The 15717-nt window shown below is 66.2% G+C and carries 13 protein-coding genes; 5 read left to right on the top strand and 8 right to left on the bottom strand.

The annotated features are described in order from the left end of the window. Window positions 1-110 precede the first annotated feature (110 nt). The gene (locus tag QX051_RS25465) at window positions 111-584 is read right to left on the bottom strand and encodes a hypothetical protein (protein ID WP_315778018.1); all 474 of its coding nucleotides are present in this window, start codon (window positions 582-584) and stop codon (window positions 111-113) included. 183 nt (window positions 585-767) lie between these two features. Here QX051_RS25465 and QX051_RS25460 point away from each other — a divergent pair, with 183 nt between their 5' ends. From QX051_RS25460 to QX051_RS25440, 5 genes are all read left to right on the top strand, one after another. Further along, on the top strand, window positions 768-2000 hold the full coding sequence (locus QX051_RS25460) for a benzoate/H(+) symporter BenE family transporter (protein WP_315778017.1): 1233 nt from the start codon (window positions 768-770) through the stop codon (window positions 1998-2000). A gap of 124 nt (window positions 2001-2124) precedes the next feature. Then, window positions 2125-3444, top strand: a complete 1320-nt coding sequence (locus tag QX051_RS25455; protein ID WP_315757368.1) for a sugar ABC transporter substrate-binding protein — start codon at window positions 2125-2127, stop codon at window positions 3442-3444. After that, window positions 3441-4376, top strand: a complete 936-nt coding sequence (locus tag QX051_RS25450; protein WP_315757369.1) for a sugar ABC transporter permease — start codon at window positions 3441-3443, stop codon at window positions 4374-4376. Before QX051_RS25455 ends, QX051_RS25450 begins: the two co-directional genes overlap by 4 nt. Then, a complete protein-coding gene (locus QX051_RS25445; protein ID WP_315733991.1) occupies window positions 4373-5197 on the top strand; it encodes a carbohydrate ABC transporter permease in 825 nt (274 codons plus the stop codon). The genes QX051_RS25450 and QX051_RS25445 overlap by 4 nt, the downstream gene beginning before the upstream one ends. Before the next feature lie 273 nt (window positions 5198-5470). After that, window positions 5471-6565, top strand: coding sequence for an HWE histidine kinase domain-containing protein (locus QX051_RS25440; protein WP_315778016.1), 1095 nt, complete (start codon window positions 5471-5473; stop codon window positions 6563-6565). A gap of 6 nt (window positions 6566-6571) precedes the next feature. On the opposite strand, the gene QX051_RS25435 is transcribed toward QX051_RS25440, so the two are convergent. The 7 genes from QX051_RS25435 to QX051_RS25405 all read right to left on the bottom strand — a co-directional run bounded on the left by QX051_RS25435 (window position 6572) and on the right by QX051_RS25405 (window position 15416). Beyond that, a complete protein-coding gene (locus tag QX051_RS25435; protein WP_315778015.1) occupies window positions 6572-7387 on the bottom strand; it encodes an XdhC/CoxI family protein in 816 nt (271 codons plus the stop codon). A gap of 144 nt (window positions 7388-7531) precedes the next feature. Further along, window positions 7532-8737 (bottom strand): VWA domain-containing protein, encoded by a 1206-nt coding sequence (locus QX051_RS25430; protein ID WP_315778014.1) that lies wholly within the window; start codon window positions 8735-8737, stop codon window positions 7532-7534. Continuing rightward, window positions 8734-9603 (bottom strand): MoxR family ATPase, encoded by an 870-nt coding sequence (locus tag QX051_RS25425; protein WP_315778013.1) that lies wholly within the window; start codon window positions 9601-9603, stop codon window positions 8734-8736. Before QX051_RS25425 ends, QX051_RS25430 begins: the two co-directional genes overlap by 4 nt. Before the next feature lie 308 nt (window positions 9604-9911). Next, entirely contained in the window at window positions 9912-12332 is a 2421-nt protein-coding gene (locus tag QX051_RS25420; RefSeq protein WP_315778012.1) for an aerobic carbon-monoxide dehydrogenase large subunit, read from the bottom strand. Continuing rightward, window positions 12329-12829, bottom strand: coding sequence for a (2Fe-2S)-binding protein (locus QX051_RS25415; RefSeq protein ID WP_315778011.1), 501 nt, complete (start codon window positions 12827-12829; stop codon window positions 12329-12331). The genes QX051_RS25420 and QX051_RS25415 overlap by 4 nt, the downstream gene beginning before the upstream one ends. A gap of 186 nt (window positions 12830-13015) precedes the next feature. Further along, window positions 13016-13879, bottom strand: a complete 864-nt coding sequence (locus tag QX051_RS25410; protein ID WP_315771840.1) for a xanthine dehydrogenase family protein subunit M — start codon at window positions 13877-13879, stop codon at window positions 13016-13018. Window positions 13880-14207: 328 nt separating this feature from the next. After that, a complete protein-coding gene (locus QX051_RS25405) occupies window positions 14208-15416 on the bottom strand; it encodes an MHYT domain-containing protein (RefSeq protein ID WP_315778010.1) in 1209 nt (402 codons plus the stop codon). Window positions 15417-15717: the final 301 nt, after the last annotated feature.

Below are 15717 nucleotides of genomic sequence, written 5' to 3'. Positions count from 1 at the left end.
ATCGTCAAGCGATTTATTTTTATCCGAAGGGATGGACAGGATTTTGCGAGGACAAGACGATTTGCCCGGCGGGCAGTCTGAGCCTGTCAGAATTTGCTGATGAGCTCGAGCTACGCCGATCCCGCCTCATCCTCGAGCCGCTCGACAGAACCGAACTCCAGGCGCAGCAGCATCTCCAGCGCCACACCCATGTTCGGAACGATGGTGCCATAGTCTAAGCGGCTGGTCGACGCGATCACCCCACGCAGATGGTCACCGAGGTGATACACCGCGCGGACGTTCGGGCCGAGCCGATCCAGCGTTGCCTTGATCGGATCCAAAGGCGTCTTGGTCTCCAACATGAAGACAGCCGACACGAACGAGGACAGAACGCTCTCGACGATCGCGCCCTCGCGCAGCATCAGCTCGATGGCATCGGAGCGATAGGTCGGGATCGTCTCGGCTGTATCGTCGCGAACCTGAAGCAGCACATGGCACACTCTCGTGCGCTGGAGTGGAGGGATGGATAGGTCGCGCTGCCCGAGCGCCTCCAAGGTCTCTTCAGACACAAAGTCTCCAAAGACGGCACGGAGACGTTTTCTCATGAACCAGCTCATGGCCAAAGATAGCCCGGATGAGTCCCAACCCGTCAATCGAAACCGTTGCCGCCGCGTAGAGCCAGCCGCATGGGCGATCGGCGGGCGCCTTGCACACCTGATGCCGTTGGTTCACAACATCCCACGAGACGCCAAGGACAACAACAAGAACGCAGCCGAGCCCTGCCCTTCATGCTCAACGCCATCGAACGCCCGGCAGGCCCGCCGCCCAGCCTCGGCCAGATCGCCAGTGACTTTGGTCCGCTCTACGCCTCGCACGGCTTCATCGGCTGGCTGTTCGCGATCACAGGACCGGTCGCCATCATTCTGTCGGTCGGCGCCAATGGCGGGCTGTCGCAAGGCGAAATCGCGTCGTGGATCTTCGGCGTGTTCTTCATCAACGGGCTGATCACGCTGTTGCTGTCGTGGCGCTATCGCGAGCCGTTGGTGCTGTTCTGGACCATTCCGGGCACCGTCCTGGTCGGCCAGTCGCTGACACATCTCAGCTTCCCGCAGGTGGTCGGCGCGTTCTACGGCACCGCGCTGTTGATGCTGGTGCTCGGGCTCACCGGCTGGGTCAAGCGCGCGATGCAACTGGTGCCGATGCCGATCGTGATGGGCATGGTCGCCGGCGTATTCCTGCGCTTCGGCCTCGATCTCGTCCGCGCCGTGTTCGCCGACTTCGCCATCGCCGGGCCGATGGTCGTCGCCTGGCTGCTGCTGACCGCGCTGCCAGCGCTCGGCCGGCGCTGCCCGCCGATCATCGGCGCGCTCGTCATTGGCACGCTCGCAGCCATCCTGTTCGGCAAATACGACCAGAGCGCGTCGCTGCAAATCGCGCTGATCCGGCCCGTGATCCAGACGCCGTCCTGGTCGCTGGCGGCGATGATCGAGTTGATCGTGCCGCTCGCGGTCACCGTGCTGGTGGTGCAGAACGGCCAGGGCTTTGCGGTGCTGACCGCCGCCGGCCACACGCCCCCGGTCAATGTGGTGACCGTGGCCTGCGGCATCGGCTCGGCGCTCGCGGCTGTCGTGGGCGGCGTGTCGACCTGCCTGACCGGACCGACCAACGCGATCGTCGTCTCCGGCGGCGAGCGCAAGCGCCACTATACCGCGGCGATGGTCGTGGGCGTGCTTGCGCTCGGCTTCGGCCTGCTGGCGCCGACCTTCACCACGCTGCTGCTGATCGCGCCGAAATCATTGATCACCGCGCTGGCGGGCCTCGCCATGCTGCGCGTGCTGCAAACGGCGTTCGTGACCGCGTTCAGAACGAACTTCTCCCTCGGCGCCCTGATCGCCTTCCTGGTCACCGTCGCCGACGTGCCACTGCTCAACATCGGCGCCGCGTTCTGGGGGCTCGTCGCTGGCTTTGCACTGTCGTGGCTGCTGGAGCGGGCGGATTTCACAGCCGCATCGGGCGCATAACGGATTGCCGCATCGCACCACGCGCTGTCGTCGCATTCCCAGCCGAACGGGCACCATGCTGTTGCAGCGCCGCTGGATCGCGCTACACTTCACGACCAAACAAGAAGTCTTCTGGGAGGATATGATGACCGCGATCACGCGCCGCAACATGCTTGCGGGCACGGCAGCAGCAGGCGCGCTGGCGCTCACCGGCCAGCCGGCCTGGTCTGAGCCGCAGTGGAAGAAATATGCCGGTACCAAGCTCGAGGTGATCCTCGCCAAGGGGCCGCGCGGCGACAATCTGCAGAAGAACATCAAGGAATTCACCGCGCTGACCGGCATCGAGGTGGAATCCGAGCAGATCCCGGAGCAGCAGCAGCGACAGAAGGTCGTGATCGAACTGTCGTCGGGCAAGCCGAGCTTCGACGTCGTCCATCTCAGCTATCACGTGCAGAAGCGGCAGTTCGAGAAGGCCGGCTGGCTCGCCGACATCACCGACTTCATGAAGGATCCGAACCTCACGGCGCCGGACCTCGTGCAGAGCGATTTCTCCGCCGCCGGGCTGACTTACGCCAGCAACGACAAGGGCCGGATGTTCTCGCTGCCATGGTCGGTGGACTACTTCATCCTCTACTACAACAAGGAGCTGTTCGCGAAGAAGGGCGTCGAAGTGCCGAAGACGCTCGACGAGATGGTCACGGCGGCGCAGAAGCTGACCGATGCCAAGGACGGCACGTTCGGCTTCGTCGGCCGCGGCCTGCGCAACGCCAACATGACGCTGTGGACGAACTTCTTCCTCAACTATGGCGGCGAGTTCCTGGACGCCAAGGGCAACATCCTGACCGACGGCCCGGAGGCCGTCGAGGCGACCAAGCTGTATCAGAAGCTGCTGACGACCTGCGCGCCTCCCGGCGTGGCCGGCTTCAACTGGATGGAGTCGATGGCCTCATTCACGCAGGGGCGCTCGGCGATGTGGATCGACGGCGTCGGCTGGGCGCCGCCGCTGGAGGACGCCAATGCCTCGCGCGTGGTCGGCAAGGTCGGCTACACCGTGGTGCCCGCCGGACCGAAGGGACAGTACTCGGCGACCTATGGCGACGGCATCGGCATTGCGGCTGCGAGCAAGAACAAGGAAGCCGCCTGGCTGCTCTGCCAGTGGCTGGTGTCGAAGCCGCAAGGCGCCCGCCTGGTGCAAGCCGGCGGCGGCGTACCGTTCCGCAACTCGGTGCTCAACGATCCCGGAGTCCAGGGCGGCGTGAAGATGCCGAAGGAGTGGCTGCAGTCGGCGATCGACTCCGGCAAGATCTCTAAGCTCGGCCTGCCCGTGATCATCCCGGTCGCCGAATTCCGCGACCTCGTCGGCGCTGCGTTGACCGCCACCCTGTCGGGCGCCGATCCCGCGACCGAGCTGAAGAAGGCGCACGAGCAGTTCCGCCCGATCCTGGAGCGCAGCGAGAAAGCGTGAGCACGATCGTCGAACAGGCCGGCGCGGCAGCGGACGCCGCTGCGCCGGAACGCGCGTTGCGGCCGCCGTCGTACTGGCCGTTCGTGGTGCCGGCGCTGGTCACCGTGCTCGCGGTGATCATCTTTCCCTGGCTGTTCACGATCTGGATGAGCTTCCAGGAGTGGAAGGTCGGCTCACCCACGACCTTCGTCGGGCTGTCGAACTACCTGCGGCTGCCGGCCGATCCGCGCTTTGTCGAGTCGGTCGGACACACGCTGTCCTACACCGCGCTGTCGGTGCTGCTGCCGCTGGTGCTCGGCACCTTCGCCGCGGTCGTCTTCCACGCCCGCTTTCCCGGGCGCGGGCTGCTGCGCGCCCTCTTCATCATGCCGATGATGGCGACGCCCGTCGCGATCGCGCTGGTGTGGACCATGATGTTCCACCCGCAGCTCGGCATCCTGAACTATCTTCTGTCGCTGGTGGGCCTGCCGCCACAGCTCTGGGTGTTTCATCCGGGCACGGTGATCCCCTCGCTGGTGCTGGTCGAGACCTGGCAGTGGACGCCGCTGGTCATGCTGATCGTGCTCGGCGGCATCGCCTCGCTGCCGACCGAACCGTATGAGAGCGCGCAGATCGACGGCGCCAGCACCTGGCAGATGTTCCGCTACATCACCTTGCCGCTGATCATGCCGTTCCTGTTCATCGCCGCGATGATCCGCGCCATCGACGCCATCAAGAGCTTCGACATCATCTTCGCGATCACCCAGGGCGGCCCGGGCTCGGCGTCGGAGACCATCAACCTCTATCTCTACAGCGTCGCCTTCGTCTATTACGACCTCGGCTATGCCTCGGCGATCGCGGTGGTGTTCTTCGCGCTGATCATCGCGCTGACCGCGCTCTTGCTGGTGCTGCGCCGGCGCGCACAGTGGAATGCGCTGGGGAGCGACGCATGAGCGCGCAGACCATCCTCGGCCGGCTCGGCCTCGCGCTCGGCGTCTTCCTCATCGTCTCCCCGGCGATCCTGTTCTTCCTCTGGATGATCTCGCTGTCGGTGAAGTTCGAGGTCGACAACGCCGCGTATCCGCCGGTGTTCTGGCCGGAGCATTTCGCCTGGAAGAACTATGCCGACGTGCTGTCGTCCAACCGCTTCTTCACCTATTTCAAGAACAGCCTGCTGGTGACCGGCGGCGCGACTTTTCTCGCCATGCTGGTCGGCGTGCCCGCCGGCTACGGCATCGCACGGATGGCCGCGCATAAATCGGCGATCGTGATCCTGATCGCGCGCATCACGCCCGGCCTGTCATACCTCATCCCGCTGTTCCTCTTGTTTCAGTGGCTCGGCCTGCTCGGCACGCTGTGGCCGCAGATCATCATCCATCTCGTCGTCACCGTGCCGATCGTGATCTGGATCATGATCGGCTATTTCGAGACCACGCCGATCGAGCTCGAGGAAGCCGCGCGCATCGACGGCGCAACGCGCTGGCAGGTTTTCCGCCACGTGGCATTGCCGGTGGCGAAGCCCGGCCTCGCGGTCGCCTTCATCCTCGCGGTGATCTTCTCCTGGAATAATTTCGTGTTCGGCATCGTGCTGGCCGGACGCGAGACCCGCACCTTGCCGGTCGCGGTCTACAACATGATCTCGTTCGATCAGCTCTCGTGGGGGCCGCTCGCGGCGGCGGCGCTGATCGTGACCCTGCCGGTGCTGCTGCTGACCGTGTTCGCACAGCGGCAGATCGTGGCCGGCCTGACGGCGGGTGCGGTCAAGGGGGGCTGACGGGTATAATGCATACCAAAGAGAACCTGCGGCGGAATGCCGAACTTGCCTTGGTCAGGCCATAGTCTACCACTTGGTTACCTGCGTGGAACCGGGATTCGCCCCGCCCTGAAGCGCGGCGATGGCCGCGTTGATGGCTTCATCTCGTCTCTGCGCCGGCTTCGTTCCAGCCGAATACCACTGCGCCGCACGATCGACCGGCTCCGGATTTGCGCTCCGTCCGGTCCGTCTTGCAACCTGTCACCGGCTGAACGCCCGACCGACGAAAGCTGCATGACGTCCGATCGCGACGCCTCCGCGCCAGACCGATTGACTTCCCTGTTGCAGACCGAGCTGCTCGACTCGCCGCCGGAGCCGGGCTTCGACCGCGTCACGCGCCTGACCACGCGGCTGTTGCAGGCCCCAGCGGCGATCATCGCGCTGGTCGATCGCGACCGGCAGTTCTTCAAGAGCTCGGTCGGCCTGTGCGAGCCATGGGCGTCGCTGCGCGAGACGCCGCTCAGCCACTCCTTCTGCCAGCACGTCGTGACCTCGGCGCAGCCGCTGGTGATCAGCGACGCCAACGAGCATCCGCTGGTGAAGGACAATCTCGCGGTGCCGGTTCTCGGCGTGATCGCCTATCTCGGCGTTCCCCTGCGGCTGCCGAGCGGCGAGGTGATCGGCGCGCTCTGCGCCATCGATCACGAGCCGCGGCCGTGGAGCGACGACGACATCGCCCAGCTCACCGAGCTCAGCGAGATCGTGATGGACGAAATCGCACTGCGCACCGAGAATGCGCGGCGGCGCACGGTCGAGCAGCACCATCGCGTGCTGGTCCATGAGCTCAATCACCGCGTCAAGAACACGCTGGCGCTGGTCGACAGCGTCATCGCGCTGAGCATCCGCGCCGATTCGGCGCTGGCCGAGTTCGGCGAGGTGCTGCGCGGCCGCATCGCGGCGCTGACGCGCAGCCACGCGCTGGCGCTGGATCGCGGCCGCGAAGCGATCGCGCTCAATGAGCTGGTCTGCGCCGAACTGGCGCCGCTGCAAGGCGACCGTGTCGCGGTCGACGGTCCTGCCGTGCCGCTTCCGCCGGGCGTCGCGCTGTATCTGTCGATGGGGCTGCACGAGCTCGTCACCAACGCGGTGAAATACGGCGCGCTGTCGAACGATGCAGGACGGGTGACGCTGAGCTGGACCCATGCCGACGGACGGCTCAAGCTGTCCTGGGAGGAGAACGGCGGCCCGCAGGTCTCCCCACCTGCGAGCAACGGCTTCGGCTCGCTGCTGTTCGAGCGCATTCTCGGCGCGGCCCTGAAAGGCGAGGTCACGCGCGACTTCGCGCCGGACGGGCTCAGGGTCTCGTTCGACCTGCCGCTCGCGCCGTGACGGAATTCAGCCGCGCTGCCCGCGCCGCCGCACCTGCGTGATCTCGGCCAGAATCGACATCGCGATCTCCTCCGGCGTGATGGCGCCGAGATCGAGGCCCGCCGGGGCCTTGACCTTGTCGAGCAGCGCGGCGTCGATGCCGTCCTTGATCAGCTTGTCGCGCAGGCTGTCCATCTTGCGGCGGCTGCCGACGAAGGCGTGGTAGGCCGCATCGCAGGCGAGTGCGGCGCGCAAGGCCGCCTCGTCGCCCTTGCCTTGCGTCGACACCACGACGAAGCGGCTGCTCCCGGCCGGTTGATCCAGCGCGAAGCCATCGATCAGCACATCGGCCTCTGGTGTCGTGACGAGATCGGACGCCGGCGCCGCCAGCGTCACGTGATAGCCGAGCGGCCGCGCCTGCGCGGCGAGCGACAGCGCCACCGGGCTCGCGCCTAAGATCACCAGCGCGGGATACGGCAGCACCGGCTCGACGAAGATGTCCATCGTGCCCTTGCTCGGGCACATGTTGGATGCGAAGCGCACACCCTCTTTCATCTCACCCGGCTTGACGCCGAGCTCGGCGAGCAGGTCGTCCGGCTGCACCGAGACCATGCGCGGAATGCCGTCGGCGAGCGCCTCGCGCGCCGCCTTGAGCACCGCGCCGCGGGCGCAGCCGCCGCCGATCCAGCCCGCGACGATGGCACCATCCGGTCGGATGATCGCCTTGGCACCGGCCTTTGCCGCGGTCACCGACACCGTGCGCACGACGGTGGCGAGCACGAAGCTTTCGTCGGCAGCTTTCAATTGGGCGGCGAGATCGAGCAGTTCGGAGGAGGTGGTCATGGGTGCCCCCTCTGACGCACGTTCGAGGCAATCTGCAGCAGCACTGAAGGTCTGTTCCCTCCCCCCTCGTGGGGGAGGGAGCCGACCGCCGATGCCGAGGCAGTCTGCGTCAACAACACTTCAGAGCGGCTCACCCTCGTCATCTCACAACCTCGCCAGATACGGCTCGAGCGCCGCGAGCGAGCCCAGCGTATGCGCGGGCGCGTAGAGATCGACATGCGGCAGCGCCGCCTTGATGCCGCGGGCTTCCGGCGCGTAGCCGTGCCAGCCGAGCATCGGATTGAGCCAGACGATACGGCGGCAACGGCGTCGCAATTGCGCCATCTCGCGGCCGAGCAAGGCTGGATCACCGGTGTCGTAGCCGTCGGAGACGATCATCACGCAGGTGCGCGAATGGATGACGCGCGGCGCGTGCCAGCGGTTGAAGGTCGCTAGGCTTTCGCCGATCCTGGTGCCGCCGCCGGCGCCCTGCGCCATCATCGACAGCCGATCCAGCGCCCGCGCGGCATCCCTCTCCTTCATCGCATCTGAGACGTGAGCCAGCCGGGTGTGAAACAGGAACGCTTCGGCCTCGCGGAAGGCGTCGAGCACGCCGTGGATGAAGCGAACAAACACCGACGTATAGGGGCTCATCGAGCCGGAGGCGTCGAGCAGCACCACCAGCCGGAGCGGCTTGGGCTTGCGGCGGCGATGCACCAGCGCGATCGGCACGCCGCCATGGCTGATGTTGCGGTGGATGGTGCGGCGCAGGTCGAGCCGCTCGCCCTTGCGCCGGAGCTGATCGCGGCGGGTCAGGCGCGTCTGCATCGCCTTGGCGAGACGCGCCGCCGCCTCATGCGCCAGCGCGACCTGGTCGGGATCTGCGAGCTTGCGGAAGTCGGTATCGCTGATGGACTCCACGCGCGATGCACCTTCGCGGACGCCCTCGCCGGCCGCCTCGCGTGGGGTTTCGTCAGAGGGAATCTGATCGGTCGCGCCGTGATGCCCCTGCCGAGCAGCATTCGCATCCTGCAGACTCTTCAGGGACGGGCTGTTCGCCGATTGCAGCGACCCTGCCGTCAGAACGCGCGAGCGCACGCGCTTGCCGAGCCAGAACGCGTCGAACAGGCCGTCGAAGCGATCCCACTCGTTCTTGCGCGCCGAAAACAGGTGCTTGAAGGCGGAGCGCAACAGGCCGGGCCTGTCGGCATAGCCCGCCGTCATCACGGCCGCCGCATCCTGCCCCTCCGACAGGCCGACCGCAAAGCCGTTGTCGCGCAGCGTCTTGAGAAATGCGCTGAGGCGTCCCGCGACCAGCCGCGCCACCGCGTCCATGTCCTCATGATCAGGCGTGGCGCCGCAGCAGCTCATGCGACCTTCCCCAACAATCGCGCGGCGACCTCGCGGGTGATGTGGCAGCGGTCCTCATGCGTCTTGAGCAGACACATCAAGGTGTCATGCACGACCTCCGGCTGGTCCTCGAGGTCGCGCACATCGAGCCCGACCAGCGCGGCTGCCCAGTCCAGCGTCTCGGCCACACCCGGCACCTTGCGCAGCTCTTCTTTTCGCAGGCCCTCGACCAGGCGCGCGATCTGCAGCGCAAGCGACGCCGACGCGCCATCGATCCGCGCCAGGATGATGCGGGCCTCGCGATCGACATCGGGATAGTCGACATAGTGATACAGACACCGCCGGCGCAGCGCGTCCGACAGCTCGCGGGTGCCGTTCGAGGTCAGCACCACGTGCGGGATGCTGATGGCTTTGATGGTGCCGAGCTCGGGAATCGATATCTGGAAGTCCGACAGGAGCTCCAGCAGGAACGCCTCGAATTCGTCGTCGGCGCGGTCGATCTCGTCGATCAGCAGCACCGGCGGCGTGGCGCGGCGGATCGCCGCAAGCAGTGGCCGCTCCAGCAGATACTTCTCGGAGAAGATCTGGTCCTCGATGGTATCCGGCTGGCCGCGATGCGCCTCGATCGCAAGCAGCTGGCGCTGGTAGTTCCACTCGTACAGCGCGGAGCTCTGGTCAAGACCCTCATAGCATTGCAGCCGGATCAGCTCGGTGCCGTGCACGCAGGCGAGCGCCTTGGCGACCTCGGTCTTGCCGACCCCGGCCTCGCCTTCCAGCAGCAACGGCCGCTTGAGCAGATGCATCAGCGCGATCGCAGTCGCAAGCTCGCCATCGGCGATGTAGCCGCAGGCGGAGAGCGATTGCGCGATGTCGTCGCGGGTTTTCATAAGCGTTTGATTCTCGATTTCACCGCGAAGCCGGTGCGTTCCTTCCCCCCTTGGGAGGGCTAGGGAGGGAAATGCCCCGCGCGAGACTGCCGCCGGGGACCCCCACCCCCAACCCCTCCCCGCAAGGGGGAGGGGAGGGCACTGCCGATACCGTTATAGCTCCACTCTCTCCGCGTCATTGCGAACGAAGCGACGTGTCCGCCGAAGCCCGCAGGGCGTAGGCGGAAGCAATCCAGGGTGGTGGGCGGGACTTTGGATTGCTTCGTCGCTTCGCTCCTCTCAATGACGGGAGTGCTGTTGGATCTGGTCTACACCACCACGCCCAGGTTCTTCGCCGCCTGCCAGTTGCGCCAATAGTCATGCGGCATCTGGATGTGCGTCGAGCCTAAGAACGAGAACGCGTCATTGACCGCGTTGGAGAACGCCGGCACGCCGCCGACATTGGGGCTTTCGCCGACGCCCTTGGCGCCGATCGGGTGATGCGGCGAGGGCGTCACCGTGAAGTCGGTCTCCCAATGCGGCGTCTCGACCGCGGTCGGCATGAAGAAGTCCATGAACGAGCCGGTCACGACATTGCCCTCGGAATCGTAGCGGATCTCCTGGCCCATCGCGATCGCGAAGGCTTCGGTGAGGCCGCCATGAATCTGGCCCTCGATGATCATCGGGTTGATGCGGGTGCCGCAATCATCCAGCGCATAGAAGCGCCGGACCTTGTACACGCCGGTGTCGACGTCGATGTCCATCACGCAGAGATAGGCGCCGAACGGATAGGTCATGTTGGGCGGATCATAATAGCTGACGGCCTCCAGCCCCGGCTCCATGCCCGGCGGCACGGAGTTGTAGGCCGCCCAGCAGATGTCCTTCATCGACATCACCTTCTCGGGCAGGCCCTTGACCCGGAAGCCGTCGATGTCCCATTCGAGATCGTCCTCATGGACCTCGAGCTTGTAGGCCGCGATCATCTGCGCCTTGGCCTTGATCTTGCGCGCGGCCATGGCGATGGCTGCCCCTGCGACGGGCGTCGAGCGCGAGCCGTAGGTGCCGAGACCATAGGGCGCCGTGTCGGTGTTGCCCTCCTCGACCATGATGTTGTCGGCGGGAATGCCGATCTCGCTGGCGATGATCTGGGCCCAGGTGGTCTCGTGCCCCTGGCCCTGGCTCTTGGTGCCCATCCGCGCAATGCCGGCGCCGGTCGGATGCAGCCGGATCTCGCAGGAATCGAACATCGCGATGCCCAGGATGTCGCAGTTCTTCGACGGACCGGCGCCGACGATCTCGGTGAAGAAGGAGACGCCGATGCCCATGATCTCGCGGGTCTCGCCGCGCTGGAAGGCGGCGCGCTTCTCGGCCTGCTCCTTGCGCAAGGCCGCGTAGTCCACGGCCTCCATCATCTTGCGCATGGCGGTGTGGTAGTCGCCGGAGTCATATTCCCAGCCGAGCGCCGAGTGATAAGGAAACTGCTCCGGCCTGATGAAGTTCTTCAGGCGTAGCTCGGCCGGATCCATGCCGAGTTTCTGCGCCAGAATGTCCATGCCGCGCTCGATGCAATAGGCCGCCTCGGTGACGCGGAACGAGCAGCGATAGGCGACGCCGCCCGGCGCCTTGTTGGTGTAGACGCCGTCGACGACGCAATGCGCGACCGGGAAATCATAGGAGCCGGTGACGATGTTGAAGAAGCCGGCCGGCCATTTCGACGGATCGGCGCAGGCATCGAAGCCGCCATGGTCGGCCAGCACGTGGACGCGCAGGCCGGTGACCTTGCCGTCCTTGGTCGCAGCGATTTCCGTTGTCATGTGATAGTCGCGCGCAAAGGCGGTTGCGGTCAGATTCTCGATGCGGTCCTCGACCCATTTGACCGGCTTGCCGGTGACGATGGAGGCCACCGCGGCGCAGATGTAGCCAGGATAGGCGCCGACCTTGTTGCCGAAGCCGCCGCCGATATCCGGCGCGATGACGTGGATCTTCTGTTCCGGCAGTTTTGCGATCAGCGATACCACCGTGCGGATGACATGCGGCGCCTGGAAGGTGCCCCAGATCGTCAGCTCGCCCTTGATCTTGTCGAACGAGCAGACGCACTGGCAGGTCTCCAGCGGCGATGGATGGGTGCGGTGATAGGAGATCATCTCCTTGATCGTGACGTCGGCCTTCTTGAACGCGGCGTCGGTGAGCTCCTTGTCGCCGACGCTCCACTCGAAGATGTGGTTGTGGTGCTTGCGCGGGCCGTGCGCGCCCGAGGTCTTGCCGACGAGGTCCTCGCGCAGCACGGGCGCATCTGAATCCATCGCCTTGAACGGATCGACCAGCACCGGCAGCGGCTCGTACTCGACCACGACCTTGTTGACGCCGTCATCGGCGGCGTAGCGGTCGGTGGCGACGACAAAGGCGACCTCCTGGTTCTGGAACAGCACCTTGCCGTCGGCGAGCACCATCTGCACGTCGCCGGCCAAGGTCGGCATCCAGGCGAGGTTGACGGTCTTCAGGGTCTCAGCGGTGATGACCGCGAGCACGCCGGGCACCTTCAGCGCCTCCTCGGTGTGGATCGCCTTCACCCGCGCATGGGCATGCGGCGAGCGCACGAAGTCGCCGTGCAGCATGCCCGGCAGCTTGACGTCATCGACGTAGTTGCCCTTGCCTTGGGTAAAGCGGATGTCCTCGACGCGCTTGCGCCGGCAGCCCATGCCTTCGAGCGCGGCTTCGCGTTGTTCCCGCGTGGGAGTCATGTCGTTCATTCGGCGGCCTCCTGGAATTCAACGCCGTTGATCTTGGCGGCGGCGTATTGGATCGCCTTGACGATGTTCTGATAGCCGGTGCAGCGGCAGATGTTGCCGGAGATGCCGGCGCGGATCTCAGCTTCCGTCGGCGACGGATTTTCCTGCAGCAGCCGATGCGCGCGGAGAATCATGCCCGGCGTGCAGAAGCCGCATTGCAGGCCATGCATCATGCGAAAGCCTTCCTGCAGCGCCGACAGCGATCCGTCGGCGTTGGCCATGCCCTCGATCGTGGTGATCTCGCAGCCATTGGCCTGCACCGCGAGCATGGTGCAGCTCTTCACGCTCATGCCGTCGATGTCGATGGTGCAGGCGCCGCAATGGCTGGTCTCGCAGCCGATATGGGTGCCGGTGAGCTGCGCCTGCTCGCGCAGGAAATGAACCAGCAGCGTGCGCGGCTCGGCGAGGCCTTCGACCTCGCTGCCGTTCACCTTCATCGTGATATGGGCTTTGGGCATTCGTTGCTCCCTGGGAAATCGCAAAGCTTGGGCACCACTTGAGCCGCAGTGTCAGTGCGCTCCCCTCCCCCTTGCGGGGAGGGGTCGGGGGTGGGGGTCCTCAGCGGCAGTGTCGCTTGGGGCTTCCCCGGCCCTCCCCCACAAGGGGGGAGGAGAAGAGAGAGTTCGCCGAGTGGCGATGTGCGTTCAGGTTGCCCGCCTCGCAGCGCGCTGCAGCGCGCGCATCACCATGATGCCGCCGACATGCGTGCGGTACTCGGCAGGTCCCCGCGCGTCGGAGGCCGGCTGCATGATCGCACGCGCGGCGCTCGCCGCCGCCTTCAGCGCGGCATCATCGAGCGTGGTGCCGATCACTGCAGTCGCCGCGTCGGTCGCCAGCAACGGCGTCTCGTGCAGATTGGTCAGTGCGATCACGCACGTCTCCACCTTGCCGCCCGCCATCGTCAGCACCACGGCGGCTGCGGCCGTCGCATAGTCGCCGACCTTGCGCTTCAGCTTCTCGTAGGCGTAGCCGTGCCCCGCAGCCGGAAGCGGGATGCTGATGCCAGTCAGGATCTCGCCGGGCTCGAGCGCGGTGAAATAAGCGCCCTGGTAAAACTCGCGCGCCGCGATCTCGCGAACGCCGTTCGGCCCTTCGAGCCGATAGGAGGCGTCCAGCGCCAGCATCAAGGCCGGCATGTCGTTGCCGGGGTCGCCATTGGCGACATTGCCGCCGAGCGTGCCGCGGTAGCGCACCTGCGGATCGGCGATCAAGAGCGCGGTCTCGTGCAGGATCGGCAGCGCCTCACCGATGTCGGCAGACGCCAGCAGCTCGGCCTGCGTGGTCATCGCGCCGATGACGATGCGGTCGCCATCGCGGCGGATGCCCTTGAGCCCGGCGATGCCGTGCAGATCGATCAGATGCGCCGGGGTCGCCAGCCGCAGCTTCATCATCGGCAGCAGGCTGTGGCCGCCGGCGAGCGGTCGCGCGTCATCGCCGAGGTCGGCGAGCAGCTTGATCGCATCGCTGACGCTCGCCGGCCGGTGATAGTCGAACGGGCCAGGAATCATGACGTTTCCTCTCCTGTGCTGGCCTGCCTTATCGGCAAGGCCGTCGCGTTGTTGCGGCGGGCGTTCGTGCTGCGAGAGCGAAGTGCGAACGCGGACGCATCGCGGATTGGCGCGGAGCGTCGATCGGGATCGCTGGCCGCGCAACGAAGCCGGCACGGAGAGCGGCGAAATCGCACGAAATGCGGCTGGTCGCGCACGAATTGCGTCAGCGAGGGCGACCCAATCGCGCGAGTGACGGCGTGAGCGGCCGCGCAAGACGCGCGCGCGGTGTTGCATGCGTTGGGGAGAATGGCGGCGCTCTGTTGCAGCAGCGAAACGAACGCTGAACTCAGGCCGGCCGCCGCAGCCCGAGCCGCGCCTTGACCTCGGCGACCTTGGCGCGGCTCACCGGCACGCGCGGCTTCGAGGGGCCATCGAGCTCGATGATCGCGCCCTCGCCTTCCCGACCGACGTAGATCACATGCTCGATCGCGACGATGTGGCTGCGGTGCACGCGGATGAAGCGGCCGGGATCGAGCTGCGCCTCAGCCTCGGAGATCGACCATGGGCACATCCGCTCCCGGGTGCCGTCGTGAATCCGTGTGTAGTGCGCATCGGCGCGCACGCTGCGCACGTCCCCGGCATCGATGAAATGGGTGCCGTTGGCGCCCTCCAGCGGCAATCGCGCCGCGGTCGCGCGCGGCGGCTGGCCGATGCCCCCCAACGGCGCCGCCGTCGCCCGGCTCGGAACGGCGACCTCGACGACCGGCTCGGCCGCCGTCGCGGCCGGCTCCGGGGCCAATTGCGGCGCAGCCTCGGCAACGGCCGGCATCGGCTGCGATTGACGGCGCGGGTCCGGCACCAGCGACAGCAAAAATCCGGCGACGATGACGAAGCACAGCACGGCGACGACGATCGCGAGCGCTTGCGGCGACGCAGCAAGTCCTGTTGCGGCGTGATGGTGTCCCTCACCGATCGGCACGACATGCATTCCCAGCATCGCCGTGTAATGCATGCCGGACACGGCGATGCCGAACGCAACCGCGCTGATGGCGAGCCGTAGCCCGTCCTGCCGCGCCAGGAAGATGCGCAGGCCGCCATAGGCGGCGCCGATCGCAATCGCCACCGACAGCGCCACCAGCGCCGGATCATGCGTCAGCCCGAATGAGCCGGACAGGCCGTGCATGCCGACATAATGCATGCTGGCGATGCCGGCGCCGAGCAGCAGCGCGGAAGGGACGACGCGCCGGGGCGAGGGATCGCCGATGCTGACGAAGAACAGCGAGATGCCGATCACGAGCGCGCAGATCAGGAACGAGATGATGGTCGGCAGCACCAGATAGACGGCATCGGCCGGCAGTGGCGCCGCCATCATGCCCACGAAATGCATGGTCCAGATGCCCACCGCCAGAATGCCGGCGGCGCCGGACAGCAGCACGCGCGCATTCTCTCCCGGACCGCTGCGGATGCGCGCGGTGAGACTGAAACCGGTATAGCCACCCAGGCTCGCGATCACGACCGAGAGCGCGACGAGATAAGGATCGTATCCTTCGATCATCCTTGTCGGCCGCCCGTCGCCACGGGCAAGCCTCCTCCCAGGAGAGATTTTACAGGGGTGGCGAGGAAATTGACAACACAAGGCGGGGAGCGTGAGGGGGCGTGGTGTCGCTGAGGGTGGGGCGGACGACACGATGACTGATCGGCGCGGAGCAAGAGGCTGAATTCGAGCTCGAGCCGCGAGACGGTGAGCCCCCTCCCCCTCGCGGGGAGGGGTCGGGGGTGGGGGGTCCACGAGGGTATGAACCGGGCTGAGTCCTGACAATTCAGACCGGGTTGATTCCTGACAGGCAAGCTTCGTC

The organism is Bradyrhizobium sp. SZCCHNR1053, assembly GCF_032381235.1.
In the GTDB taxonomy this organism is placed as follows: domain Bacteria; phylum Pseudomonadota; class Alphaproteobacteria; order Rhizobiales; family Xanthobacteraceae; genus Bradyrhizobium.
This window is presented reverse-complemented; position numbering and strand designations above follow the sequence as displayed.